The sequence below is a fragment of the Pradoshia sp. Z6_59 genome, assembly GCF_058267515.1.
Window position 1 is genome coordinate 88,580 of sequence record NZ_JBZCPP010000011.1, and the last position, 26,993, is coordinate 115,572.

27 protein-coding genes and 1 riboswitch are annotated in these 26,993 nt (G+C 38.5%); of the genes, 23 read left to right on the plus strand and 4 right to left on the minus strand.

Going from position 1 to position 26,993, the window contains the following annotated elements; all coding sequences use genetic code 11:
• Positions 1-10: 10 nt before the first annotated feature.
• Entirely contained in the window at positions 11-412 is a 402-nt protein-coding gene (gene fliS, locus AC4D4B_RS12830; RefSeq protein ID WP_491000101.1) for a flagellar export chaperone FliS, read from the plus strand.
• 70 nt (positions 413-482) lie between these two features.
• On the opposite strand, the gene AC4D4B_RS12835 is transcribed toward fliS (AC4D4B_RS12830), so the two are convergent.
• Positions 483-686, minus strand: coding sequence for a hypothetical protein (locus tag AC4D4B_RS12835; protein WP_139892176.1), 204 nt, complete (start codon positions 684-686; stop codon positions 483-485).
• Between the two features lie 236 nt (positions 687-922).
• Between AC4D4B_RS12835 and AC4D4B_RS12840 the strand changes: the two genes are divergently transcribed.
• From AC4D4B_RS12840 to AC4D4B_RS12935, 20 genes are all read left to right on the plus strand, one after another.
• Entirely contained in the window at positions 923-3,139 is a 2,217-nt protein-coding gene (locus tag AC4D4B_RS12840) for a hypothetical protein (RefSeq protein WP_491000102.1), read from the plus strand.
• Entirely contained in the window at positions 3,136-3,435 is a 300-nt protein-coding gene (locus AC4D4B_RS12845; protein ID WP_491000103.1) for an EscU/YscU/HrcU family type III secretion system export apparatus switch protein, read from the plus strand. Before AC4D4B_RS12840 ends, AC4D4B_RS12845 begins: the two co-directional genes overlap by 4 nt.
• Before the next feature lie 42 nt (positions 3,436-3,477).
• Entirely contained in the window at positions 3,478-3,903 is a 426-nt protein-coding gene (fliS, locus tag AC4D4B_RS12850) for a flagellar export chaperone FliS (protein WP_491000104.1), read from the plus strand.
• A 20-nt stretch (positions 3,904-3,923) separates the two neighbouring features.
• On the plus strand, positions 3,924-4,748 hold the full coding sequence (locus AC4D4B_RS12855) for a flagellin N-terminal helical domain-containing protein (protein WP_490994930.1): 825 nt from the start codon (positions 3,924-3,926) through the stop codon (positions 4,746-4,748).
• A gap of 18 nt (positions 4,749-4,766) precedes the next feature.
• A complete protein-coding gene (locus AC4D4B_RS12860) occupies positions 4,767-5,204 on the plus strand; it encodes a YaaR family protein (RefSeq protein WP_491000105.1) in 438 nt (145 codons plus the stop codon).
• 69 nt (positions 5,205-5,273) lie between these two features.
• Positions 5,274-5,627: a flagellar protein FliT gene (gene fliT / locus AC4D4B_RS12865; protein ID WP_491000106.1), complete on the plus strand. Its 354-nt coding sequence runs from the start codon at positions 5,274-5,276 to the stop codon at positions 5,625-5,627.
• A gap of 179 nt (positions 5,628-5,806) precedes the next feature.
• Positions 5,807-6,355 carry a ribosome hibernation-promoting factor, HPF/YfiA family gene (gene hpf / locus AC4D4B_RS12870; RefSeq protein WP_066106072.1) on the plus strand — a complete coding sequence of 183 codons (549 nt, stop codon included), beginning with the start codon at positions 5,807-5,809 and terminating at the stop codon, positions 6,353-6,355.
• Between the two features lie 675 nt (positions 6,356-7,030).
• Positions 7,031-9,535: a preprotein translocase subunit SecA gene (secA, locus tag AC4D4B_RS12875; RefSeq protein WP_490994927.1), complete on the plus strand. Its 2,505-nt coding sequence runs from the start codon at positions 7,031-7,033 to the stop codon at positions 9,533-9,535.
• A 157-nt stretch (positions 9,536-9,692) separates the two neighbouring features.
• A protein-coding gene (prfB, locus tag AC4D4B_RS12880) for a peptide chain release factor 2 (RefSeq protein WP_455660673.1) occupies positions 9,693-10,794 on the plus strand; the annotation gives its coding sequence in 2 pieces (ribosomal slippage) (positions 9,693-9,764 and positions 9,766-10,794; 1,101 coding nt in all).
• Positions 10,795-10,942: 148 nt separating this feature from the next.
• Positions 10,943-11,872 carry an ABC transporter ATP-binding protein gene (locus tag AC4D4B_RS12885; RefSeq protein ID WP_491000107.1) on the plus strand — a complete coding sequence of 310 codons (930 nt, stop codon included), beginning with the start codon at positions 10,943-10,945 and terminating at the stop codon, positions 11,870-11,872.
• Positions 11,869-12,819, plus strand: coding sequence for an ABC transporter permease (locus AC4D4B_RS12890; RefSeq protein WP_491000108.1), 951 nt, complete (start codon positions 11,869-11,871; stop codon positions 12,817-12,819). The genes AC4D4B_RS12885 and AC4D4B_RS12890 overlap by 4 nt, the downstream gene beginning before the upstream one ends.
• 162 nt (positions 12,820-12,981) lie before the next feature.
• Complete coding sequence (locus AC4D4B_RS12895; RefSeq protein ID WP_490994924.1) at positions 12,982-13,851, plus strand: YitT family protein; 870 nt, start codon at positions 12,982-12,984, stop codon at positions 13,849-13,851.
• Positions 13,852-13,906: 55 nt separating this feature from the next.
• On the plus strand, positions 13,907-14,248 hold the full coding sequence (locus AC4D4B_RS12900) for a c-type cytochrome (RefSeq protein ID WP_491000109.1): 342 nt from the start codon (positions 13,907-13,909) through the stop codon (positions 14,246-14,248).
• A gap of 337 nt (positions 14,249-14,585) precedes the next feature.
• Complete coding sequence (ftsE, locus tag AC4D4B_RS12905; RefSeq protein WP_066106856.1) at positions 14,586-15,272, plus strand: cell division ATP-binding protein FtsE; 687 nt, start codon at positions 14,586-14,588, stop codon at positions 15,270-15,272.
• Entirely contained in the window at positions 15,262-16,155 is an 894-nt protein-coding gene (gene ftsX / locus AC4D4B_RS12910) for a permease-like cell division protein FtsX (RefSeq protein WP_490994922.1), read from the plus strand. The genes ftsE and ftsX overlap by 11 nt, the downstream gene beginning before the upstream one ends.
• Positions 16,156-16,254: 99 nt before the next feature.
• A complete protein-coding gene (locus AC4D4B_RS12915; protein WP_491000110.1) occupies positions 16,255-17,511 on the plus strand; it encodes a murein hydrolase activator EnvC family protein in 1,257 nt (418 codons plus the stop codon).
• 213 nt (positions 17,512-17,724) lie between these two features.
• A complete protein-coding gene (locus AC4D4B_RS12920; protein ID WP_491000111.1) occupies positions 17,725-18,831 on the plus strand; it encodes an AimR family lysis-lysogeny pheromone receptor in 1,107 nt (368 codons plus the stop codon).
• A 4-nt stretch (positions 18,832-18,835) separates the two neighbouring features.
• Complete coding sequence (locus AC4D4B_RS12925) at positions 18,836-18,961, plus strand: hypothetical protein (protein ID WP_257469103.1); 126 nt, start codon at positions 18,836-18,838, stop codon at positions 18,959-18,961.
• Between the two features lie 106 nt (positions 18,962-19,067).
• Positions 19,068-20,504 (plus strand): S41 family peptidase, encoded by a 1,437-nt coding sequence (locus AC4D4B_RS12930; RefSeq protein WP_491000112.1) that lies wholly within the window; start codon positions 19,068-19,070, stop codon positions 20,502-20,504.
• A 367-nt stretch (positions 20,505-20,871) separates the two neighbouring features.
• Entirely contained in the window at positions 20,872-22,056 is a 1,185-nt protein-coding gene (locus tag AC4D4B_RS12935; RefSeq protein WP_491000122.1) for a PDZ domain-containing protein, read from the plus strand.
• 91 nt (positions 22,057-22,147) lie between these two features.
• On the opposite strand, the gene AC4D4B_RS12940 is transcribed toward AC4D4B_RS12935, so the two are convergent.
• Positions 22,148-22,759, minus strand: coding sequence for a PH domain-containing protein (locus tag AC4D4B_RS12940; RefSeq protein ID WP_491000113.1), 612 nt, complete (start codon positions 22,757-22,759; stop codon positions 22,148-22,150).
• A 269-nt stretch (positions 22,760-23,028) separates the two neighbouring features.
• Between AC4D4B_RS12940 and AC4D4B_RS12945 the strand changes: the two genes are divergently transcribed.
• Both AC4D4B_RS12945 and AC4D4B_RS12950 read left to right on the plus strand, forming a co-directional pair.
• Positions 23,029-24,183 carry an FtsW/RodA/SpoVE family cell cycle protein gene (locus AC4D4B_RS12945; protein WP_491000114.1) on the plus strand — a complete coding sequence of 385 codons (1,155 nt, stop codon included), beginning with the start codon at positions 23,029-23,031 and terminating at the stop codon, positions 24,181-24,183.
• Positions 24,184-24,809: 626 nt separating this feature from the next.
• Positions 24,810-24,897: riboswitch (cyclic di-GMP riboswitch) on the plus strand.
• A 36-nt stretch (positions 24,898-24,933) separates the two neighbouring features.
• Entirely contained in the window at positions 24,934-25,059 is a 126-nt protein-coding gene (locus AC4D4B_RS12950; RefSeq protein WP_490995201.1) for an anti-repressor SinI family protein, read from the plus strand.
• Positions 25,060-25,187: 128 nt separating this feature from the next.
• Here the strand turns inward: AC4D4B_RS12950 and AC4D4B_RS12955 are convergent, their stop codons facing one another.
• Both AC4D4B_RS12955 and AC4D4B_RS12960 read right to left on the minus strand, forming a co-directional pair.
• A complete protein-coding gene (locus AC4D4B_RS12955) occupies positions 25,188-25,514 on the minus strand; it encodes a helix-turn-helix domain-containing protein (protein WP_491000115.1) in 327 nt (108 codons plus the stop codon).
• A gap of 166 nt (positions 25,515-25,680) precedes the next feature.
• On the minus strand, positions 25,681-26,628 hold the full coding sequence (locus AC4D4B_RS12960) for a cation diffusion facilitator family transporter (protein WP_491000116.1): 948 nt from the start codon (positions 26,626-26,628) through the stop codon (positions 25,681-25,683).
• Positions 26,629-26,993: the final 365 nt, after the last annotated feature.

Here is a 26,993-nt window from a genome sequence, read left to right on the forward strand (position 1 = left end):
GTACGTATAAATGGCAATACAAAATCCGTATCAGGCTTATCAAACGAATACTGTTACCACCGCTTCTCCGGGAGAGTTAACGCTAATGCTGTATAATGGCTGCCTGAAATTTATTAAAGCCGCACGAGTTGCGATGGAATCGAAACAAATCCAAGCCAGACATGAGAATCTTTTGAAGGCGCAAAATATCATTAGTGAATTACGAATCACCTTAAATATGGATATGCCAATCTCTCAAAATATGATGGCGATGTATGATTATATTAACAGTCGGTTGATAGAGGCGAATACTAAAAATGATCCAGCTATGTTGGACGAGGCCGAGGAATTGGTTTTGGATTTCCGTGATACATGGAAGCAGGCTATTCAACTCAATAGACAAAAGCAATATACCTCAGGCGGACAAGCCTGATACTATCCAATATCGAAAGAAGGGCCGAAAGATGAAGTAGAATGTTCATCTTTCGGCCCTTTTCTTCTATTTATTCGACTATATCCTGATCTTCTATATGAGTAATCCACATGTGATGCACACTATTAATAATACCAATCATAAGAATTTGCACAGATCCAAGAATGGCTAAGTTCAATCCTTGCAATCTTCCAGTTATGAAAGAATAGATGTTAAATATGATTAATACAACTAGTAAGCCATTTAGTATATGGATACTTTTACCCCTTTTCATTTCTCATCCTTCTTCCATTTTGATTAAAAATCCTTATGTGTTATTTATACCCATTATTGCCGATTATTTCTGTCAAAGCAAGAGTTTTGTTGCATATTAGGAATTTTTTGTTCTTTTTAACGAATATTAGTATTTAAATAATCTAGGAAATTATGTCTATTTCTTTATCACAAACTAATGTTTGTAGGCAATTTACCGATAAAAAGAATAAGGAATTTGGACGGAGAGTGAACGCAATGCAGATTCAAGCAATCCAGTCGGGGCATAGCTTAAACGGAAAAAGTAATCAATATTCAGTTGGACAGATCCAGTCCGTAACCATTAAAGAACGGGTTTCCGCCAATACAGCTGTTGTTTCTTTAAAAGGGAAAGAGATGAGCATGACGTTTGAAAACGGAGTGCCGGCACAGAATAAGGCTCAAGTTGAGATTACGGCCATTGAAAATGATCAATTAACGGTTAAAACTCTTTCAACAAGTCAGCCTGCAGTAGATGGTCAGGCGCCTACCAAGGTTGAAGAGATTTTGAAAGCTGCCGGTGTGAATCCATCTAATAAAGACGTACGTCAGGCAGTGCAAATTCTGCAGGAAAAAGGGTATCCGCTTTCTAAAGATAGCTTACAGACGATTCAGCGCTTTATGAATACAGAGGCGGGGACAGTGGAGCAAAAATTAGCTACCATTACGGCTTTAGCGGAGCGTCAGTTAGAGGTACGTAATCATGAGCTGAGAGCAATTCACACTGCCTTGCATGGTGAATCGATTGGGAAGATGGTTAGTGAGATTGGCAAAGAGCTTCCAGGGATTTCGAGGGTTTCTACACCTTCTATTCATGTGCCGATAACTACAATCCGCGATTTAAAATCAGCCATTTTACACCAACAGGATTCTGCCAAAATCACTGAACAGGTGATGAAATTTATAAAGGATTCACCGGATCTTTCTCAAGCTGAAAAAAGTGCCATCTTAAAATCTCTGCAGACTGGTAAAGAAGCTTTACTTCAAACTCTTTCCATTATTGATAAAAGCAAGGGAGCGGTCAATCCTGTGAATATGGAGGTTTCAGTGCATGGCAAGGAAGTAATGGATTTGATGAAAAGTGTTCAAAAGGATTCTTCCATGGCGATGGTATTGGCGAAAGCAACGGAATTTCTAAATGGTGAATCTGCCAAACTATTCGAAGGTATAGAGCGTTTAACAGGAGCAGTTGAGAAGGCTGCTGAGCTCGTGACCAAGGGTAGAGAATTGTCAGCACGCAAAGAACTGATGACGGCTTTATCCACCCTGCAGGAGGAAAATCCACAATTAATAGATGTAAAACAGGCCAATTCATTATCCGAATCTGAGCAGAATGCAATCAATCAGACCATACAGGGGCTAAATCTCTCATCAAAAGATGTAATTATTACTGAAATTAGTAAAAAGCTTTCCCAGCTTACGATCGATTTTAAACATATAAAAAGAGAGATTACGAGAAATTTGGATCAGTCTATCAAAATGATGGAGCAAAAACAGCCCCAGGTTAAGCAGGTCTTGGAATCTACCATTAAGCAGTTAGATCAAGCTATTTTAAAGGGTGAATTCATGCTGTATACCGATATGTCGACGGAGAAGAATCTCCTGCAGGCCAGCAGCAGATTGCAGGAGGCAAAGGTTTTACTTATGAGTGGAAAGCTACCTGAGGCGAACCAGATTGTGAAGGAAGTTAAAGCATCTATAGAGGGGCTTTTGTTTAAACCATCTGATGTTAAAGTTAAGCATTTTGTGGCAGGCATGACGAGTGACGTTGGTGAAGATGTATTTACTCAAACGGCAAAGCCTGAGCAGTCGGGACGGAATGTGTTGGAGCTGATACGAAAACTCGGGATGATGAATGAACATGAGGTGGCGAAATCTGTTATGAACGGAAAACAGCCGGAAATGCCGCAAACTTTAAAGTCCTCTCTGCTTTCGATCTTGCAATCAGACCAGCTTAATCCAAAGCTGGCTCAGCAGGTGGAGCAGGCTGTTCAAAATCTAACCGGTCAGCAGCTTCTAGCTAAGCCTGATTCATCCGGAATGCAAAATCTGGCTATGCAGATTCCGCTTTTACTTCATAAGGAAGTTGAGAATGTGAAGGTTTTTGTAAACTCTCAATCTGATAAGGATCAAATTGATTGGGAGAACTGCAGTCTTTATTTTGTAATGGAGACCAAGCGTCTTGGTGAGATTGGAATTTCGCTGACGGCGACCAATCGAAATTTATTTCTAACCTTTAAAAGTGATAAGGATGATTTGCAGCAATCGATGACTCGGATATCGGATTCAGAGCTTGATCGGTTCAAGGAAATTGGTTATTCGATTGGCTCGGTTCAATTTAAACCGATGACCGTGGAAACGAAGAACTCAGAACGAGTGGTAAGTCCAACAGCCCAAACAGCCTTTACGAAAAAGGGGTATGACATAACGATATGAGACAGCAATATTTCAATCAAATAAACCGTAAAAAAATGAATGGACCGACAGCAGCCGTCATCAGATACGATGAACAAAATGGAGAGGCGCCGCAGCTAGTTGCTCAGGGAACTGGGGAAGTAGCTAGAAGGATTATTGAAACGGCTAAGAAAAATGATATTCATCTGCAGGAGGATGAGTCTTTGGTCAGCCATCTTTTAGACATTGATCTTGGAGATTCGATTCCTCCGCAGCTTTATGCAGTGATTGCTGAAATCCTCCTTTTATTAGAAGAGCTCGATAAACAATATAACTAGCCCGTCGATATAGTAAATAAGAGGATATGGAGGTTTTTGTGAATGGAATTTTTAACAGAGGAACTTATTGTGCAAAAATCATCTCAGGAATTAACGGCCTTGCTGTATGAAGGATTATTAACCAATTTATATGAAGCTATTGATCAAATAGATGAGTCTGATTTGTTCCAGGCTAATAAAAGCCTGCAAAGGGCCAGTGATATCGTTCATCGTCTTGGTGTGGGACTTCGGTATGAAGCAGGCCTAATTACGGAGAATTTGGATACCCTCTATAATTTTCTCGCTGATGAGCTGATCCGGGTAAATCTAACTAAGAATACGGATAGCATTTCATTCCTGATTAAAATCGTTGAGACTCTATCCACAGCCTGGAATGATGCCATGCAACTAAAAAATAATGCAAAGACTGATTCGTTAATTAAGATGGTATCAGCCTATGAAAATAACGTGATGAGGAAAAAATTCTAATAGAATGAGGGAGCATTTCCATGAAAATTAATCATAATATATCTGCCTTGAATGCCTATCGTAATCTATCAACTAATACAACCAATACAAATAAAAGCTTAGAAAAGCTATCATCCGGACTTCGTATTAATAAAGCTTCGGATGATGCAGCGGGACTAGCTATTTCAGAGAAAATGCGTTCACAAATCCGCGGTCTAAATATGGCGGAACGAAATACCCTTGATGGGGTTTCTCTCATTCAAACAGCAGAAGGATCTTTGTCATCTGTCCATGAAATGCTGCAGCGTATGAGAGAATTAACCGTTCAAAGCGCGAATGGAACGTATACGAATGAAGATCGTGATGCAATCCAGGAGGAATTTAGTCAGCTAACAGCAGAAATTGATCGTGTGAGTGAGACGACTGAGTTTAATAGTGCGAAGCTATTAGATGGAAGCCAATCAGAATTTAGTTTTCAAATAGGAGCCAATGCAGGCCAAACGATTGAGTTAACGATAAATAAAATGAATGCTGAAGAACTTGGATTAGGAACCGCCGATGTACCATTAAATGTGAAAACAGCAAATGCTGCCAATGTTGCTCTTTCAAAAGTTGATGCTGCAATCGCGGCCGTTTCTGCAGAGCGTTCCAACTTAGGTGCGATGCAGAATCGTTTGGAGCATACGATTACGAATTTACAAACAATGAGTGAAAACGTAACCTCTGCAGAATCACGGATTCGCGATGTAGACATGGCTCTTGAGATGACTGAGTTCACAAAGAATACCATTTTAAATCAGGCAGCGCAGGCCATGTTAGCACAAGCCAACCAGCTTCCACAGGGTGTGCTACAATTATTGAAGTAACAAAGTTGAGGTGATCTCATGGAGGTACAACGAGTAGGCAGGACTGGTTTGCAAAAGATCAGTTCTAAGGAAGAGATAGCGAAGGATTCCATTGCCTTTAAAGAGGTTATGGGAACACGGCGCAATGATCTGACTCTTGATCGATTGACACGGAAAATGCAGGAGATTGAGGAGCAGGGGAAAAGGCTCGGTGAAACTCAATCGATTGATCATTTACGAAAATATAAGAAGCTTGTAAAAGAATTTTTAGATGATGCCGTAAAAAATGGGCTGCAATTAGAGGAGCATCGCGGTTTTAATCATCGTGGATCCGCAAAGGTGTATAAGCTTGTCAAAGAAGTGGATAAAAAGCTGGTTGACCTCACAAATGCAGTCCTGGATAAGGAAGATAAACGTATACATTTATTAGGCATGATTGGCGAAATCCAAGGAATGCTCATTAATATTTATACGTAATGGGGGTTTGGCCTTGGCTTTTACAGAAGTCAGGGCTTTTTTAAATGAGAGACAGAGGAGCTCGGGTTTATGATGAGTGCACTGCGGGAATATTTTCAGGTGACAAAGGAAGCGATAGAGGTATTAAGTGATTTGAGCTGGGAAAAAGACCGCGAGATGGCTATTTCCAGGTTGGATGAAATCATTCGTATTCGGGAAAGTCTGCAAAAAGACATACAGCCTCCTTTCACTGACGAGGAAAAAAAGCTTGGCGAGTTATGTGTGAAGCTGAATGAAGAACTGGCGAAATTAATGGCCAAACGGAGAATGGAAGTGGCTCGGAACCTTAAAATGGTACGGAAGCAAAAGCAGCATAATCAAAAATATGCCAATCCCTATGAGGCGATTTTGACAGATGGAGTTTATTACGATAAGAGGAAATGATTACCTCAAATGAATTATCATGAGAAGTAGTGCTTTTTTTCTGTTGAATAGGGTATACTATATATGAATTCCTTGAAAATCCTGAATATTTAAACTTAAATAAATTGTCGATATAGGCAGGATTTTTTAAAGGGATTAGAGAATATTATAGTTATAGAGTAGAAAAGGAGGACTCACTTATGAATTATAACATTCGTGGTGAAAACATTGAGGTAACTCCAGCAATCAGAGAATATGTAGAGAAAAAAATCGGAAAATTGGAAAGATACTTTACAGAAACACCTGATGCAAACGTACATGTCAATCTGAAGGTGTACAATGATAAAACAACAAAAGTTGAAATCACTATTCCGCTACCTAACCTAGTGCTACGTGCAGAGGAAACAAATACAGATATGTATGCAGGTATCGATTTAATTAACGATAAATTGGAAAGACAAATTCGTAAATATAAAACAAAAGTTAACCGTCGTTCTCGCGAAAGCGGTAAAGAGCTATTCACATTCCCAGCTGGAGAAGTCGGGGTTGAGCAAGAAGAGGATGATAAATTAGAAGTTGTGCGTGTGAAACGCTTTGACCTTAAACCAATGGACAGCGAAGAAGCAATTCTTCAAATGGACATGCTAGGACACAATTTCTTCATCTATACTGATGCAGAAACTGACGGCACTCACATCGTTTACAAACGTAAAGATGGCAAATATGGTTTAATTGAAGCACAAAGCTAATTTTATACTTGATAATGGGCAGCTCCTGTAAGGGGGCTGCCTTTTTACGTAGAGTTGGAGGATGGCGTGTGCAAATGGTTCAGCTGCTATCGTTCTTCTATAAGTATTTTCTGCTTATAATCTAGGAAACTCGCTCAATCATGCATATATTCGCTCAATCATCGAATATATCGCTCAATCAAGTGGACTTTCGCTCGATTATTTATTGATTCGCTCAAATAATTCGTAATTCGCGCATATAATTTCATTTTCGCTCAATTGTTCCCGTTTTTCGCTCAATTACAGCCAAATTTGCACAATAATGTACTCAATCTCTTTCAGAGAGTCTATTCATAGTTTGGAGTTATTAAGCTGTTTTATACAAAGAATAACCGCTTTTGATCAATCTTTCCTTTCATTACCACTCCACCCTCGTATTCGAATACATTTCCCATGCCTGATTTCTTAAAAGTTCAATTTAGATTCCTCTTCTAAGATTTTAAGAGTGTGAACATGGCATAAAGTATATTTTGAGGTAAAATAACCCAAAAATATCATGTGTGTACTTACTCCTTCTGTTGTTTTGTCCATTTGTAAGTGTTACTATTAATGTGAAATTTAAAAATATGAACGATTATTAATCTATATCATTCTAGGGCTAATGAACCCTGTACAAATAAGAGGAGAGACTGCTTAATGGGGATTTTGAGTAAATTGTTTGACCCTAATAAATCTGAGCTTAAACGCCTGAATAAGGCTGCAAATAAAATAGAAGATTTGGCATCTGCCATGGAAGCTTTGTCTGATGAAGAGCTGTCTGCTAAAACAGTGGAATTTCAAGAACGTTATGCTAATGGAGAAAAACTCGATGATCTACTGCCTGAAGCATTTGCGGTAGTCAGAGAAGCATCACGCCGTGTACTTGGCTTATATCCTTTCCATGTTCAATTAATGGGGGGTATTGCCCTTCATGAAGGTAATATTTCTGAGATGAAAACAGGGGAAGGTAAAACATTGACTTCCACTATGCCTGTTTACCTAAATGCGATTACTGGTAAAGGTGTTCATGTCATTACAGTCAATGAATACTTAGCAAGCCGTGACGCCACTGAGATGGGGCAATTATTTAACTTCCTTGGACTTTCAGTCGGTTTAAACCTTACTGGTATGAGTCGTGAAGAGAAACAGGAAGCGTATAATGCCGATATTACCTATGGTACAAATAACGAGTTTGGGTTCGATTATTTACGTGACAATATGGTGCTGTATAAGGAACAGATGGTACAGCGTCCGCTTCATTATGCTGTAATAGATGAGGTTGACTCCATCCTGATTGATGAAGCACGTACGCCATTGATTATCTCTGGTTCCGCTCAAAAATCGACTCAGCTATATATACAGGCGAATGCTTTTGTTCGTACGTTATCAAAAGAAAGAGATTACACATATGACGAAAAGACAAAAGGTGTTCAGCTGACTGAAGAAGGAATGAGCCGTGCTGAGAAAGCATTCGGCATTGATAACTTATTCGATATTAGCCATGTTGCCTTGAACCATCATATTAACCAGGCGTTAAAAGCGCACGTTTCCATGCATTTAGATGTGGATTATGTGGTTCAGGATGGCGAGATTGTCATCGTTGACCAATTTACCGGACGTCTAATGAAAGGTCGCCGTTATAGCGATGGCTTGCATCAGGCGATCGAAGCGAAAGAAAACCTCGATATCCAGAATGAAAGCATGACACTTGCGACGATTACGTTCCAAAACTACTTCCGTATGTATGAAAAGCTTGCTGGTATGACTGGTACAGCGAAGACTGAGGAAGAGGAATTCCGTAATATTTATAATATGAATGTTATTGCGATTCCAACGAACCGCGACATCGTGCGTGATGACCGTGCAGATTTGATTTTTGGCTCTATGGAAGGTAAATTCAAAGCGGTCGTTGAGGATATCGCTGAACGCCATGCGAAGGGTCAGCCAGTCCTGGTTGGTACAGTAGCGATTGAAACGAGTGAATATGTATCTGAATTATTGAAGAAAAAAGGAATTCCGCATAGTGTCCTGAATGCGAAGCAGCATGAACGAGAAGGAAATATCATCCTTGATGCCGGTCAGCCAGGTGCCGTAACAATTGCTACGAATATGGCGGGCCGTGGTACAGATATCAAGCTTGGTGAAGGTGTGAAGGAAGTCGGGGGTCTTGCGGTCATCGGTACGGAGCGTCATGAAAGCCGCCGTATTGATAATCAGCTGCGTGGACGTTCCGGTCGTCAGGGAGATCCTGGGGTTACACAATTCTATCTTTCATTAGAAGATGAGTTGATGCGCCGTTTTGGATCTGACAATATTAAGAGCATGATGTCCCGTCTCGGTATGGAGGATGACCAGCCGATTCAAAGTAAAATGGTATCCAAAGCAGTTGAATCTGCGCAAAAACGAGTTGAAGGTAATAACTATGATGCCCGTAAACAATTGCTTGAATATGATGATGTACTTCGTCAACAACGTGAGATTATTTATAAGCAGCGTTTTGATGTACTATCAAGTGAGAACCTGCGTGAAATCGTAGAGACTATGATTCGTTCCTCTCTGCAGCGCAATGTCTATGCCTTTGCGCCTGATGTGGAAAGTGAAGAGTGGAATATTGAAGGCTTGCTTGATTATGTCTATGCCAATCTTCTGCCTGAAGGTACTTTTAATGCTGAGGAATTAAAAGAGCTTGACGGGGAAGAATTAATTGAATTAATTTATGGCAAAATCATTGAAAAATATAATGAGAAGGAAGAAGAGCTTTCTTCTGAGCAAATGCGTGAGTTTGAAAAGGTCATTGTCCTGCGTGCGGTCGATAGCAAGTGGATGGATCACATTGATACAATGGAACAATTGAGACAGGGTATTCATTTACGTGCCTATGCTCAAATCAATCCGCTCAATGAATATCAGCAAGAAGGCTTTGCGATGTTCGAAGCCATGGTTTCTGCGATTGAGGATGATGTGGCTAAATACATCATGAAAGCTGAGATCCGCAATAATCTCGAGCGTGAAGAGGTTGTGAAAGGACAAGCTGTTAATCCGAAGGGTGATGAAGGAGAGACAGTTAAGAAAAAGCCAAAACGTAATGAAGAATCCGTTGGGCGTAATGCACCTTGTCCATGCGGAAGCGGCAAGAAATATAAGAATTGCCATGGAAGATAAATAAGACATGTCAGTATCTTTAAACGACGTTGACGCGTATAATAAGATATGTTAAATAAAGAGGGACGGCTTCAGATAGGCCGGCTCTCTTTTTTCCTGAAAAGGAGATTTTAATTGTAAGTAACAAGCTTTGTAAAAATAGATGAGGTGAACGTAAATGGAAATAGCAGAAATTCGTAATGAGTTAGAAAAAACAGCCACGCGTTTGGCGGACTTTAGGGGGTCTCTTTGACTTAGAAGAAAAAGAAGCCCGTATTATGGAATTGGACGAAATCATGTCCGAACCATCATTTTGGAATGACCAAGCGAAAGCACAGGGAATTATTAACGAAGCAAATGGCTTGAAGGATCAAGTTGGCGAATTCAATGCATTAAATGAGTCATACGAGAATTTGGATTTAACCTTTGAATTAATTAAGGAAGAGCCGGATGCAGACCTCCAGGAAGAATTGGAGAGCGAGCTTACGGAATTATCCGAGAGATTGAATGCATTTGAGCTTCAATTGTTATTGAGTGAAGAATATGACAAGAATAATGCCATTTTAGAGCTTCATCCGGGTGCAGGCGGAACGGAATCTCAGGATTGGGCTTCCTTACTGCTGCGTATGTATACAAGATGGGCAGAAAAGAAAGGCTTCAAGGTAGAAACACTTGATTATCTTCCTGGAGATGAAGCTGGCGTTAAAAGTGTAACTCTTGGCATTCGAGGTCACAATGCGTATGGTTATTTGAAAGCCGAAAAAGGTGTACACCGCCTAGTACGTATCTCGCCGTTTGACTCCTCAGGCCGTCGCCATACCTCTTTCGTATCCTGTGAGGTTATGCCTGAATTCAATGATGAGATTAATATCGAAATTCGCACTGAGGATTTGAAAATTGACACGTATCGTGCGAGCGGTGCCGGCGGTCAGCATATCAATACAACAGATTCTGCTGTTCGGATTACGCACTTACCAACCAATACAGTGGTCAGCTGCCAAACGGAGCGCTCCCAAATCAAGAACCGTGAAACAGCTATGAAAATGCTGAAATCCAAGCTTTATCAGCTGGAAATTGAGCAACAGGAAGCTGAATTGGCAGAAATTCGCGGAGAGCAAAAGGAAATTGGATGGGGAAGTCAAATCCGTTCCTATGTATTCCATCCATATTCCATGGTTAAGGACCATCGTACAAATGCAGAAACTGGGAATATTCAGGCTGTCATGGATGGAGATTTAGATATGTTCATCGATGCTTATTTACGTTCAAAATTATCCTAATTTATATAGAATTTTTTTAAGGATCAGCTAAAAAGTTAGCTGGTCCTTTTTTGTTTTAAAATTATTTAATTATTTTGTAATTTCTGTAACTTTTATCTATTTTATACGATATTATTAAAAGGTGGAATTTTTGAAAGGAAGTGATGGCATGAATGATACGGCTCTTGAAGTAAAGTCATTAACGAAAAAGATTGGCAGCACCGTTATTGTAAATGATGTGAGTTTTAGCGTTAAAAAGGGTGAAATTTTTGGGCTGCTTGGTCCGAACGGTGCTGGTAAGACAACGATTATTAGAATGATTGCCAGTCTGATTAATCGTTCGAATGGCCAGGTTATGATTAACGGCCATGATCTGGATAAGGATTTTGAAGGTACCATGCATGATTTAGGCGCGATTGTAGAGAATCCAGAGTTTTACAAGTATATGACCGGTCGAAAGAATATGATTCACTATGCACGAATGGCTAAAGAAAAGATTACGGCAGAGCGCATAAATGAAGTTGCTCGCTTAGTAAAACTTGACCATGCGATGGATAAGAAAGTAAAGACATATTCATTGGGGATGCGTCAGCGCCTGGGTGTTGCACAGGCTGTCTTACATCGTCCTAGGTTATTGATCCTCGATGAACCGACCAACGGATTAGATCCACAAGGTATACGAGAATTCCGTGATTATTTACGCCAATTAGCAAATGAGGGAATAGGCGTGTTAATTTCCTCTCATTTATTATCAGAGATGCAATTAATGTGCGATCGTTTTGCAGTTATTGAAAAAGGCAAGCTCATACATATTGAGAATAATAGTATTGAAGAAAAAGAAGAGGATTTAAGAGAAGTAGTCTTCTCCATAAGCAATGTACTGTTAGCTGCCAAAATAATCAGAGAGCATTTTGCACTTCTGGATATTGTGAAACAGGATGAAAAGGTGATTACCATCCAAGCAACTCGCGAGGATGTTGCCAAAGTAAATCGCGAGTTAAATGAAGCAGGAGTAGATGTTTATGAAATTAGTGTCGTAAAGAAAACGCTTGAAGATCGATTCTTTGAGATTACGAAGCAAGAGGAGGTGCGTGTATGATTTCATTAATCAGGAATGAATGGATGAAGATATTCTCTAAAGTATCTTCGTATATTTTTATAGGCTTTTTGATTATAGCCGTGATTGGTTCGGCTACTCTTGTCAAGACACTCTTTACCAGCGAGGAAGATTGGCAGGAAGAGCAAGAATTAATCATTGAGTCAAATAAGGAAATACTTGCTGATCCGGATAGCGATGAAGAGTCGAAAATCTATGCGGCTGAAGATATTGAAATAGCACAAGCTACACTGGATGCCGGAGTAGATCCAAACAAGGTGACTACCTGGACATTTATGGCTGAGTGGGTGACCTCGATTGCATCATTTGTGACGCTGTTTGCGGTGATTGTATGCAGTGCATCCGTATCTGCTGAATTCTCTGATGGGACGATTAAACAATTATTAATCCGCCCGCACCGCCGTTGGAAAATCCTTTTATCGAAGTATATTTCCTCCCTGTTATTTGCAGGATTAATGCTTATCACCTTACTTGTCGCAGGGTACCTGGTAGGTTTATTATTCTTTGATCATGGTTCTTTTTCGGAGAAAGTAGCTGATCCTACGAGTTTTGAAAACAATACAGTCCTTGTCGGTTCCTATTTTATCGATATGGTGGTTTATTGGTTACCTGGTTTCCTCATTATCACGACGATTGCTTTTATGCTGAGTACCTTGTTTAAAAGCCAGGCAATCGCAGTTGGGGTGTCTGTTTTCATCCTGTTTGCTTCTTCAACGTTAAATTTTTTAATCACGTCCCTTGTTGAAAAATACGGATGGTTAAAATTTGTTTTGTTCCCGCATTTGGACATGCGGCGATATATTATGGAAATGACACCTATGTTTGAAGGAGCAACGGTAGGCTTCTCACTCGGTGTATTGGCTGTCTATTACTTGCTGTTTATGGCTATCACGTTTTTTGTTTTCCAAAAGAAAGATATATCCATCTGATTGGTGAGAAGGTACTCTTTAGAAGAGTGCCTTTTTCTTTGCCTTTTGGGTGTGCTTATTGTCTGACTTTTTCATCTTCTGTTGCCTTTCATTGTTTCATGTCGAAATTTCGTATAGAATGAATATACTTTATTAAATGTTTAGACGGAGGCTTTTGCAATCGTGAAGAAAAAAAGAAACGCACAGAAGGAATCGCATCCTTACTTTAATTTAATTAAGGATTATTTATATGTTCTGATCGGCTCTGCCATTGTGGCCATCTCCTTTAATATGTTTTTACTGCCGACAAAAGTTGCATCCGGTGGGGTCAGCGGAATCAGTACGATTACGTATAATGTATTCGGATGGGAGCCGGCCTTTGTACAATGGGCCTTTAATATTCCGCTTTTTGTAGCAGGGGTTATACTGCTCGGCACACATTTTGGAATCAAAACGGCTGTTGGGACAATCTTTTTCCCGTTCGTAGTTTTCCTGACGAGTGACTGGTCTCCATGGACTCAGGATCCTTTATTGGGAGCTTTATTTGGCGGGATTGGTGTTGGGTTGGGACTTGGGATTGTATTCCTTGGAAAAGCATCAACAGGTGGTACCGATTTAGCGGCACAAATTGTCAATAAATACACCGGGCTATCGTTAGGAACCTGTGTTGCTGCCATTGATGGTTTGATCGTATTGGCTGCTTGTCTTGTATTTGATATCGAGCAAGGCCTTTATGCTTTAATTGGGTTATATGTAACGAGTAAAACTATTGATTTAGTCCAAGTTGGCATTAATCGCTCTAAAACAGTTATGATCATTACCAATCATGAAACGGAAGTAAGAAGAGCTATATTGGAAGAAGTGGACCGCGGGGTCACAAGAATATCTGCCCATGGCGGTTATACAGAGAGTGAACGTCCGGTATTAATGTGTGTAATTGACCAAACTGATTTCACAAAACTGAAACAAGTAGTTCAACGTATTGATGATCAGGCATTTGTCGTCGTTATGGATGCTGCTGAGGTACTTGGAGAGGGTTTTAAAAAAGCCTAGATACAGCTAAAATAAGGGCATACAAATGTTTTCCTAATATTGGGAGGGAACTTCCTTGAAGAACTATTTGCATTTTGGCATAGCAGTTGTTATCATTGCCCTTGTTGGTTGTACAACTCATTCGGGTACTGAGAAAAATGAAACAGCCTCATCGACTCCCATTTCGATCGCAAATGATGGAAGTGAAGCGGCAAAGATTTATGAACAAAAATGTTCAAATTGCCATGGAGACACACTTGAAGGCCGGATCGGTCCTGGGTTGGTTTCTGTAGGTGAAAAATTATCCGTGCAGCAAATTGAAGCGATCATCAATGATGGAGCATCTGCCATGCCAGGTGATTTGATTGCAGAGGATGATGCTACAAAAGTGGCTGAATGGCTTAGCAATAAGCAGTGAAGTATTTTAATAGAATTTACCAAACCGGAGGAGATCATCTTACCGGTTTCTCTTTGTCCTTTAATTGAATAGGTTAAATGACCTTTTCTTTAAGAATGGAACATGAGTACGATGAACCACAGGGTTGTTAAAACTATATTAACGGTATCTGACAAAAAAGGTAATATAGTTGAAATATAAATGTAATATAAACGTGGTTTTTCTGACATTTTATGATGTTATAATAAAATCGTGACAAAAGATGGATTTTTCCATCATAAAACAAGAAATAACGACACCTGTCGATAAAGCATAGAGGTACTATACACAACATGAAGGTAGAAAAGGTGAAAACGACATGATAGAAATGATTAATGTTCAAAAGACATATCCTAATGGCGTTTCAGCAGTCAAGGGCCTTAATGTAAAAATCAAATCAGGAGAATTTGTTTACGTTGTTGGGCCAAGTGGCGCAGGGAAGTCTACATTTATTAAGATGATGTACCGCGAAGAAAAACCGACAAGTGGTACAATCATGATCAATGGCAGGAATATTGCCAATATCAAAAACTCGAAGGTACCTCTTTTAAGAAGAGATATCGGGGTAATCTTCCAGGATTATAAACTGTTAAATAATCTTACAGTCTATGAAAATGTAGCTTTTGCTCTGGAAGTAACAGAGGAAAGACCACAGGTCATTAAGCAAAAAGTTATGGACGTACTTGATTTGGTTGGTTTAAAGCATAAGGTTCGTATGATTCCGACTGAATTGTCCGGGGGAGAACAACAAAGGGTAGCTATTGCCCGATCCATCGTTCGCTCGCCTAAGCTGGTAATTGCAGATGAGCCGACTGGTAACCTGGATCCAGAAACATCATGGGAGATCATGAAGATTTTTGAAGAAATCAACAGTCTCGGTACAACGGTTGTGATGGCAACCCATAATAAAGAGATTGTTAATACACTGCAACATAGAGTTATTGCGATAGAGAATGGATACATCGTGCGTGATGAACAGAAGGGGGAATATGGCTATGAACTTTAGAACCTTCCTCCGACATATAAAAGAAAGCTTCAAAAACATTGGCAGAAACGGCTGGATGACATTTGCTTCTGTCAGCGCCGTAACAGTTACACTATCTTTAGTTGGTGTATTTGTTGTTATTATGATGAACTTAAATAACTTTGCCAGCAGCATTGAGAGTGATGTTGAAGTACGTGTCCATGTGGATCGCACTGCTACTGAAGAACAAAGGATTCAACTTGAGAGTAATCTAGAAAAATTAGGGGAAGTAGATTCTATTATTTTTTCCCCGAAAGAAGATGAATTAAACAACCTGATTGAAAATATGGGTGATCAGGGAAGTGCCTTTGAACTCTTTGAGCAGGATAATCCTCTGAACGATGTATATATTATCAAAACATATCGCCCTGGCGATGTCGCAAAGGTTGCGGTAGAAGCAGGGAAAATGGATTATGTTGAAACTGTCAAATACGGACAGGGCTTCGTTGAAAAAATGTTTAAAATAGTCGATACATCACGGAATGTAGGGATTGTTTTAATCGCAGCCTTGCTGTTTACGGCTATGTTCTTGATATCCAATACGATTAAAATTACCATCTTCGCAAGAAGACGTGAAATCGAGATTATGAGATTAGTAGGTGCCACAAACGGATTTATCCGTTGGCCGTTTTTCCTTGAAGGATTATGGCTCGGCATTATGGGATCTATTATCCCGATAGGTATTATTGCTATAGGCTATAAGTTCCTTTACGATAATTTTGCAACAGGTTTAACTATTGATTATATGAACCTGCTTCCGTACAATCCATTTATTTATCAAGTGTCCCTATTGATTGTCCTGTTTGGAGCTTTGATTGGTATTTGGGGAAGCTTAATGTCAGTTCGTAAGTTTTTGAAAATATAACTATCCAAAGTTTAATAGTATCAATCATGCCCCCTCCGAATAAGGGGGCCTACATAGAATAGACAGAATGTGTTACCTAGTATGAAAGGGGAAAGTCACGTGAAGAAGACTATTGTTGCATTAAACACGGCATTAGTGCTGGGTTTTGCTGGCCTTTTTGGAGGCAGTGTTCAAGCAGCATCCATTGATTCTTTACAACAAAAGAAGAATAACATCCAAGAAAAGAAATCAGCGGTTGAATCAGATATCTCAGAAGCAAACGGTAAGATCAACCAGATCGAATCTCAAAAAGCTGAAGTAAAAGCAGAACTTAATAAATTACAAAAATCGATAACTGAAACACAAGAGAAAATTAAAGAGAAAAATAGCCAAATCACTTCGACACAAGATAAAATTACCAGTTTAAAAGAAAGCATCAAAGAAATTGAGGCCAGAATTGAAACTCGTAATGAGATTTTGAAAGAACGGGCTCGCTCCTACCAGCAAAATGGTGGAGGAGTAAATTATTTAGAGGTTGTTTTTGGAGCCAGCAGTTTTGGTGAATTTGTTGAACGTGTAGGTGCTGTATCCACTATTATGCAAGCGGATAAGGATATCTTAACGGAACAAGAAAATGATAAAGCTGACTTGGTTGCAAAAAAAGAAGAAGTTGAAGATAAGCTCAGTAAATTAAATGCAATGAAACAAGAGCTTGTAACGATAAATGAAAAGCTCGATGGCCAGAAGGTCGAAAAAAATAAATTAATGGCTATTCTGAAATCCGAACAGGCTGAAATTGAGGAAGAAAAACTAAGCCTGGAAGAGGAAAAGCAATTATTGGCGAGTCAGGCAGAAGCTGTGAAAAAAGCCATTCAACAAGAAAAGGACCGTCAGGCAGAAGAAGCTAAAAAAGTTTCTGCAAGCACAGGCGGGGGAAATGGTAATACAGTATCTGCACCGGCACCGGCCATTACGTCCGGTAAATTTATGCGTCCTGCTGCAGGATATGTATCCTCCGGATTTGGCGGAAGATGGGGAAGAAATCATAACGGGATTGATATTGCCAAGTCAGGCACAGTTCCAGTCGTAGCTTCGGCAGCTGGTGTCGTAACAAGGTCAAATTATTCAAGCTCCTATGGAAATGTTATTTACCTGTCGCACTATATAGATGGACAAGTTTATACAACAGTCTATGCACATTTGAGATCAAGAAATGTTTCTGAGGGTCAAACAGTAAGCAAGGGCCAACAAATTGGTATCATGGGGAATACGGGTCGTTCATATGGACAGCATTTACATTTTGAATTATACGTAGGTGAATGGACTGCTTCTAAAAAGAATGCTGTAGATCCATTGAATTATTTGACTGGTATGTAAGATCAAAGATGCACGTAACGCAGTTCTATATTGAACTGCGTTTTTTTGTTCGTGGGATAAATGCGAATATGCTAGCAAAGAAACCCGAAATATGTCGGGTTACCCACTATTTTGATGGACAATTTAAGTATACTATTTAGACAGCTCCTGCTAAAATTTGTATTATAGTATAAAAATTTACAAATAGTGAGGTGTGGCATGGAGGGTGTTATTTTGAAGGATTTTCTGATCAAGGACGATCAACAGTTTACAGATTTTATCAGTAAACAAAAAGAACTCTATGATCCTGCACAAATTGATTTACATAGTATTATATTTTCACTGAATGATTTATTTCCTAATAACTATGAAAAACAGAAATATTTTCTGAAGGAATATTATATCAATTGCAGAGATGCTATAAAACCTCACATATTAATGGAATACTTTACGATGCAAGGGGATACGAAAGAAGTAGAATCCCTCCTTCAATCTGAGAGAGAATTCGACAGTCCCGAGATGAGAACATGGATCTCTATCTATTCCATCCTAAGTAAGCGAAGAGATGGTCTTTTAACTGGTACGGATTTAATTGATGCCATTTTTAAGGTGAAGAATACGAATAATGAAACGCTTATTCTTTCATTAATTATTCATCTATATGGAATCAGTGAGACAGGCCTATATGAGCCTTTTCATAAAGTCAGGCGTGTTATCGTACCAATGGTAGAATTAATGGATAATGATTTCCTGCGTGAATCATATTCAATCCGTTTGGCTGAGATGGAAGTTCTCACCTATCTGTATATGAATAAAATTGATCTCTGCAGAGAAAAATGCATGAAAGTGATTGAAAGGCGCGAATTGGAAGTGTATTTTCCTGTTATCTATTCCGTTTTCTATCATACATTGGGTCAATCCTTTATGTTTGAAAATTATCAGGTGGCAAAATACTGGTTAAAAAAATCAATGGAGACTTTGAGTTCCCTGCCAGCCGAAATACAATCCAAAAGGATGAATTTTTTAATAAATACCATGGAGTTTTTGAATTCTTTTTGGGGAGTCGATACAGACTCAATACCAAAGGATGAAGCAGAAAAAGCCCATCGTTATCTTGTAACAGGACGATTAGAAGAGGCTTTGCATATATTAGATAATCTGAAAAAAGAGAATGGGTATTTAACATCCTATCAACTGTTTTTTTATAGTATCGCAACTGATAATGAAAAATTAATGCAGGTTGCCAGAGATGTTTTTACATCGAACTCAAACTTTTTTTATCTTCAACTATTGAACTCCGAGAATGTACATAGATACAAAGCAAGATTGGGAGGTGAATAGGTTTATGAAGCGAATAGCTGGGTTTGTCATCACGTTATGCATACTGACTTGCGCTTTTGGCAGTGCTGCAGTATTTGCTAAAGATCCAGGACCGATTGCTCCGGGTGCCAGTCAAAAATTAGATAAGTAATCATACTATGTACAAGCCTTTCATACTGTATATAGTAGGACTAAGCATTGCACATTTATACGTGCAGTGCTTTTTTAATTGTTAAAAACTATGAAAGGAGCAATCTATGAAAAATAAATGGTACTGGTTATTTTCTGTGGCCATCTTTCTATTAGTTGTTACAATCGCTGGCTTGTGGTGGAAGTATGAGACGTTGGAGAATACGCTTGAATCGAAGAGTCAAAAAGAGAATCAGGCTGATTCCTGGCCCCAGCTTGAAAAAGTACGACAGGCATATGATATTATTACGTCTAATTACGTAGAGCGTATAGATGAAGGGCAGCTGACTGAAGGAGCTATTAAAGGGATGCTTGGGGAACTCAATGATCCATACTCGGTATATATGGATGAAGAGACCTCCTCTCAGTTCCAACAAACATTGGATTCCAAGTTTCAGGGGATTGGGGCTGAGATTAGTTTTATGGACGGGAAGTTTATCATTGTGTCACCATTTAAAAATTCCCCGGCTGAACGATCCGGCATAAAACCTGGTGATGAGATTATCCGTATTGATAGTAAGGATGTTAAGGGATTGGAGCTATATGATGTGGTTTCCTTGATTCGTGGGAAGATTGGAACTAAAGTGACGATAGACATTAAAAGAAACGGCAATGAACAACCAATCACGTTTTTAGTGGAACGGGATGAGATTCCGGTTGAAACGATTCACACGGCTGTCAAAAAAGTAAGGGATAAAAAAATTGGGTATATCCAAATCACCTCATTCAGTGAACAAACTGCAGAGGATTTTCTGGATGACCTAAAAGGTCTGGAAGAGGATAAGGTGGATGGACTTTTGATTGATGTAAGGGGAAATCCTGGGGGACTGTTAACAAGTGTTCAGGAAATCCTGGAGGTGTTTGTGACGAATGAACATCCTTATATTCAAATTCAAGAGAGGAATGGCAAAAAGAATAAATTTTTCTCTACGTTAAAAAGCGAGAAGGAGTACCCGATTGCTGTGCTTATTAATAAGGGAAGCGCCTCAGCCTCAGAAATATTTGCCGGTGCCATGCAGGAAGCAGAAGGTTATCCATTGATTGGTGAGAAAACATTTGGAAAAGGGACCGTCCAGCAGCCGGTTTCAATGGGAGATGGAAGTACCATTAAGTTAACTTTCTATAAATGGCTGACACCAGATGGTACATGGATTCATAAAAAGGGTATTGATCCGACGATGTCTGTCCAACAAGATAGCTACTATACTTTACAGCCCCTTGTTGTTACGGAAGACCTGCGGAAGGATATGAATAATAAACAGGTGAAGACGCTGCAGCAGATGTTAGAGGGATTGGGGTATGCACCAGGGCGTACAGATGGGTATTTTAGCGGTAAGACAGAGAAGGCTGTTCTAGCCTTTCAGCGGATGCATAAATTGCCGGTTACAGGGAGTGTTGATCAGGATGTTGCAGCTAAGCTCCAGCAGGCAGTTGTGGATAAGATTAAGGATGAAAAAAATGACCGTCAGCTGCAAACAGGATTAAGTTGGTTGGCCCAGCAATAGTATTCGGGTGTTATGGATACCTCCCGAAAATATGGAGTGACTTGGTTTTTAATTGAATAGCATAAAAAAGTGAGGGCTATGGGTCTTCGCTTTTTTATATGGCTGATTCCATAAACTAAGTTCATTGTCCAATCGATATAAAGAAAATCTGATAAAACCAACTTTCACTATGTAATGGTCAGGATCATTTTCGACAGGCTTACACTGCTATATTATCGTAATTCGTTACCGACTCTTTTGTTTCTTCTACTGGGAGGATATCAGAGAAGTTCTTGGTGAGTTTTGTAGTATAGTGACAATTTGAAAAGAATTAATAGGAAAGGAGGGGGGGATTTGATAGAATATTAAGTAAGTGTATGCGAGGTTGGTGATTAATTTGTGGGAAACGTGGATAATTGAGATAGCTAAAGGAATAGGTGAATTGTTTTTACACCCGCTTTTCTATGTGGGTTTTATACTTACATATATACTTGGCTCAATGAGGGTCAAACAGGAAAGAAAACTGTTTCATGTCCGTGTAGAGGATTCTATGATTGAAATGAAGGAATATATTGTTCCTAGTTTAGTATGGGGACTCATACTCTCGGTCATCACTGGGCTACTCGGCTTAGCTGTACCGTTTGATTTCATTGTAATCTTAGGAATCTTCACATTACTGATTAGTGTAAGCATGCAAATTAGATTTCTTTCCCCGGCCTATACAGTTGGATTGGCCTTTCTTATCATCTATATTTTATATGGAACTGGATTTGAGGGCATCCTGAATAATAGTTATTTTGTATTTGAGCAGGCGATTTATCCCTCAATAGCTGTTTTAATAGGTTTATTGATTATTACAGAGGGTGTATTAATTCGGAAAAGGGGAGCTATTCAAGTTTCTCCTTCAGTTGAAAAAGGAAAACGCGGTCTCTATATTGGAACGCAAACAACAAAAAGAGTTTGGCTGGTGCCGGTTTTATTATTTATTCCTAATGGTATGTTGAATGTTAGCGGCGATTTTTGGCCTGTCTTTACTTTTGGAGGAACGGATTGGAGTCCTATTCTGGTGCCATTTTTTATAGGGTTCTCCTTTAAAGCGAAAAGCAATTTGATGGGAAATGTGGCTGGAAGGCTTGGAAAACATGTAGCGATCCTGGGAATTATGGTATTAGCCCTGGCTGTGGCTGGAAAGTGGTACCCAATCGTCAGTTTGGCAGCTGTCATTATTGCTATCATTGGCAGGGAAGTCATACAGTTTGTGTATAAAAATAATGAAAATCAATCAAATGCTTTCTTCACTTCAGGAAAAAAAGGCTTAATGATCCTGGGTGTCCTTCCGGAATCGCCGGCAGAGCGAATGGGGTTAAAAGCAGGGGAGCGTTTGACCCGTGTGAATGGCCAACAGGTTTACAACTCTGAGCAACTTTATGAAGCCTTACAAATCAATCGTGCTCATTGTAAGCTGGAAGTCTATGATACGAATGAGCAAATCAGGCTTGTTCAAAATGCCTTATACGAGGGAGACCATCATGAATTAGGTATTTTGACAGTCGATAGTGAACTGAAGAGGTAAAAGCTTCGAGTTAAATGGTATTTTAATAGAATGAATAAAACAGTGGTCACAGGCTTATATTGTGACCACTGTTTTATTGTGATGATATTATTTAACTATTCCTGGACTTATTCAAAATCATATTTCCTACTCTTATCAACTGTTCCTGATCAAACATCTCATCAAATTCCAATCTACGCTTACCATATTGGATTTTTAATCCTCTTTCTAATAATCCATCCTTGAACCAATTGACGTTTCTAACGGTCTGATACCTGAATCTTTGTACTACACTGAACCTCTTGTTAACAAAGATTATTCTTTTATTGGTAGGAATTAAGTATCCGAAGATTTCCTTCTTGCTGCTTTTATCATATTCACAGAAAATGAAGGCCAAAGCCTTCTCATTAGGTTCAAAAACACGTTGGATAAGGGTTTTAAAGAATACTTTATTTCTCTTAATTTCATTATATTCATAAGGGGAACATGTTTGGACGTTACTTTCCATTAAATTAGAGATGATGGCTTCAATTTCTCTTCTTTCCTGTTCTTCTCGTTCACGTTTTAGCCTCTCTTTTTCCTGTTGCCTTTGAAGGCGAGCATGTTTCTTTTCGATTCTCTTTTGTTCAACCTCAGCTTTAACCTCGGCGTATTTTTCTTTTTTTGTAAATAATTTAATTAGCATATCTTCTATTTTATAAAAAATGGTTTGATAAATATTCATTTCAGCCCTCTTACCTATTCTTTTTTGTATCCTTCTGCCGACCAACTTATTGTCTCTTTCTTTGACTCATTATAACTATTTCTAAAAGATTTTCAAAGATAACCTGAGAATTTATGTGATTAGGGAGAAGTATCAGTATTCATATTTTTTTGCCAAGTTCATTTGTTTAATCATAAATTCTTTTTGTAATAGTAGTATTGGTTTTTGTAATATTTGTAATACACACCGAGCGAATGTTATAATATGGAAAAAACAGTAGGGGTCATTTGATGAATTTAAACAAGGTTCGTAAGAGTTATTTTGATCTGGACTTATTGTTAATTATTTTTGTTTTTATGGGCATCAGCTGTTTCTATATTTATAGTGCACAGAAGTATCTTCCGTATGGAAATCCATTTGCAATAAAGCAGGCCATTTATTTTTGTATAGGACTAATCCTGACATCGGTTGTTTACTATTTTGATTCAAGCCAGATTAAGAGAATGTCTACCTATCTATATCTTTTCGGGGTCAGTATATTAGCTTTCCTTCTAGTCGCTCCTGAAAGTATCGCGGAGAAAACAAAGGGGGCAAAATCCTGGTTTCAACTACCGGGTTTTTCTGTGCAGCCTTCAGAGTTTATGAAGGTATTTCTCATTCTTTTTTTGGCAAAAATCATAGTCTCCCATAATGAGAAATTTATGAGAAATAAATCTCTTAAATCTGATTTCATCTTATTGCTGAAATTAGGATTGGCTGTAATTCCGCCCCTTGGATTGATTCTTTTGCAGCCTGATGCAGGTACGGCTATGGTAATCGCAGCTATTTTAATAGGCATGATTTTTGTGTCCGGAGTGAATTGGAAAATCATTTTCTCCTTGATCTTAATGGGGATATCTGCCGTGGGTACGCTGGCTTACATTTATCTCTACCATACAAAGCTATTACTAAGCTTTTTAGGAGAATATCAAATAAATCGGATTCATGCTTGGGTTGATCCATTTAATTTTAGTGAAGGCTATCAGCTTAAAAATTCCATACTTGCCATTGGATCAGGAATGGATTCAGGTAGAGGCTTTAACAATGGTGTTATGTATGTTCCGGAAGCTCACTCGGATTTTATTTTTACTGTAATTGGAGAAGAGGGGGGCTTTATCGTTGCCAGTATGGTCATTGCCCTTTACTTCATGATGATTTATAAAATAATTGCAATTGCCACATTAAATAAGGGACAATATGAACGGTATATCTGCATAGGCATCGTTTCTATGCTCACCTTCCATATCTTTGAGAATATAGGTATGGTCATGGGACTTGTTCCGATTACTGGCATCCCTTTGCCATTGCTAAGCTATGGAGGGAGTTCTGTATTGGGAACTCTTCTTGCTTTAAGTATTGTGCTAAATATATCTGCAAAGACAAAGACCTATATGTTTTCTAAATAATAATTGTCAATCCTCTCTGTTGTGAGAGGATTTTTTCGTAATCAGACATCTGGGTGCCATATAGATTGATTCATTTATAAAAATAAATAGTATAAGAGTTCGTCCTGGAATTATTTGACTGTTAAATAAATAGATAGTAAAATGTTCTTAAAAAAGAACGATATTATAATTAATAAATAATATTAAGGATTCAGACCATTAGTCCTTATTCGAGACTTAATTACATCAATTATATGCAATTTTTTTTAATGTCATTGTTCTTAAAAACGAACGTTTAAGGAGGACTTTATGTATCGTAAAAATTGCTATATCTGCCATCGAGCTTCTTATAGCAGCTGTGAAATGGGTGAATGGCTATGTCCTTCCTGTGGGAATGATTTAACCAAACAACAGGTGTTAAGGGCCGTAGAGTATTCACAAAATAAACAAATCTATTATGAAAAATATCAGAGGGAAAAGGACAAATTTCATTTGTTTTCGACATGAGTATGTCTTAGAACTTGCATATATCATTCTTTTTACCTATATTTGTAGAAAAATGAAGGAAAATATACCTAATAAAATGTTTGAAAATTACAAAAAGTAGCAATAAAATAGTTGGTAAGCAATTATACTTATGGAGAGCTGTCAGTAAAGGGCAAACTTATTGAAAAATAAGGACGCAAAGTCACAGATCTAAGGTATTCATATTACTATGATGGCTGGACTGCCTGAAATACAGAGGAGTATTTTAGGGGGGAGATATAATTGATGTGTACCGTTAAAGCTGAATTGGATCAAGAGTGGGTAAATCTTATATTGATCGCCCGACAAATGGGATTTACCAAAGAGGAAATTAGGAACTTTATAGAGAGAGAAGGAAAAGCAGAGGAATGAGAATGAATAAATAAAAAATGCCTCGGTTTCAGTTGAAGATCGGGGTATTTGTTTGTCTTCCATAATAAGAAAAAACACTTACAGCTATATAAGTGTTTTGGGGGAAAACAAGTATTCATTTTAAATTCCTATTCATCATCTTTTTTAATACGCCATTTATTAAATTCAATAAACTCTCTAAACTGATCTTTGGACACCCCTGAATTCATTGCTTCTTTTATTAATTCTGCCCAGTCCTCATCAAGGTTGGTCATGTCCGGTTCATCGTGTAAGAGAGCATCAAGTGGGATATTTAGTACAGCTGCTAATTTTTCAAGGAATTGAATGGAGGGATTTACCTGTATATTTCTTTCGAGTGAACTTAAATAGGACTTTGCTACTCCCGCCTTCTCTGCTAGCTCCGTCATAGACATCTTTTTCTCTTTTCTAATTCTTTTAACACGATCACCGATCATATTTGATTCCCTTTCCGGATAAAAGATTACAAAATATGTAAACATTACCTTAGCTGATAAAATTATTATAATAGTTAGAACCTTCACATTCAATTGCTTTTTCTAAATGATTTGAAAACAGGTTGACAAATACCTTGCAGATGCTAGATTTTCGTTGCAGAATAAATTAATTACATGTATCATGTAAATTATTTTCCAGAATGATTTGTCCTTCGATTTGAAATGTACAATGTTCAATCTGATGATTGTTCTTTAACCAATTCTGTAATTGAATAAGAATTTCATCACGGTCCACTTTTTTCTCCACGACAACATGGCAGCTCAGGGCAGGAAAACCTGATGTGATCGTCCAAATATGTAAATCATGCACATCCAGAACACCCTCTATACTCATTAGACTTTTTCTAACCTGCTCGATTTGGATGCCGGTCGGAGTCCCCTCCATTAGGATATGATAAGAGTCCTTCAATACACGCCATCCACTAATTAAGACAAGAGTTGCTACAATCATGCTGGCAATCGGATCTGCCAACTTCCAGCCGTACAGAATGATTAAGATTCCGGCAATGATTGCACCCACTGATCCAAGTAAATCCCCTAATACATGAAGAAAGGCTCCTCGCATATTCAGATTTTCCTCTGTATCACCTCTCATCAAGATCCAGGCAACTGCTAAATTGACGATCAATCCAATTAAAGCAATCCAAAGCATATTGGAGCTAACCTCTGGCGGCACTCTAAAACGCTCAATTGCTTCCCAATAGATAAATAAGGAAATAATGATTAAAGTCATGCCGTTTATAAATGCAGCTAATATTTCGAAACGCTTATAGCCATAGGTTTTGGAGTAATCAGCAGCTCTTTCTGAAAATTTAAAGGCAAATAAGCTTAATCCCAAAGCAGCAGCGTCACTGAGCATATGTCCAGCATCGGAAAGGAGAGCAAGACTGTTGGTCCAAATTCCTCCAATTACTTCCACAATCATGAAGGCGAATATTAAACTAAAGCTAATTGCCAGAGCTTTTTTATTTGCATTATGATGATGATGGTGGTGATGGCCTTCGCCTCCGTGACTATGATGATGCCCATGGTGATGTTTATGATGATCAGTCATTGTAAACTCCTCCAGTCTCAGGGTTTTCTAGTATGTTTATAAGCCTGTTTTTTCTGTTTACTATTTAATCGTATTAAATTCTATACTATATGTTATGCCCCCTCTTTATTGAATATCTATCATGAAATATATACCTGATTTATTTTCAGCAAATGGTTCCATTTTATTTTCGGTTTATTTGGAGTATTTTTTAGTCGAAAAAAATTATTTAAATATTTTATTTTACAATACTACCTAAGTATAAATCATAATGATCGCTATGTTCATTAGCTTTTTTCCTAAATGGCAGATTTAGAGGGGTCTCAATTAATCCCGAAGATAACGATTTAATCTATCATCCTTCAAATGAAACAAAGGGGTTATGA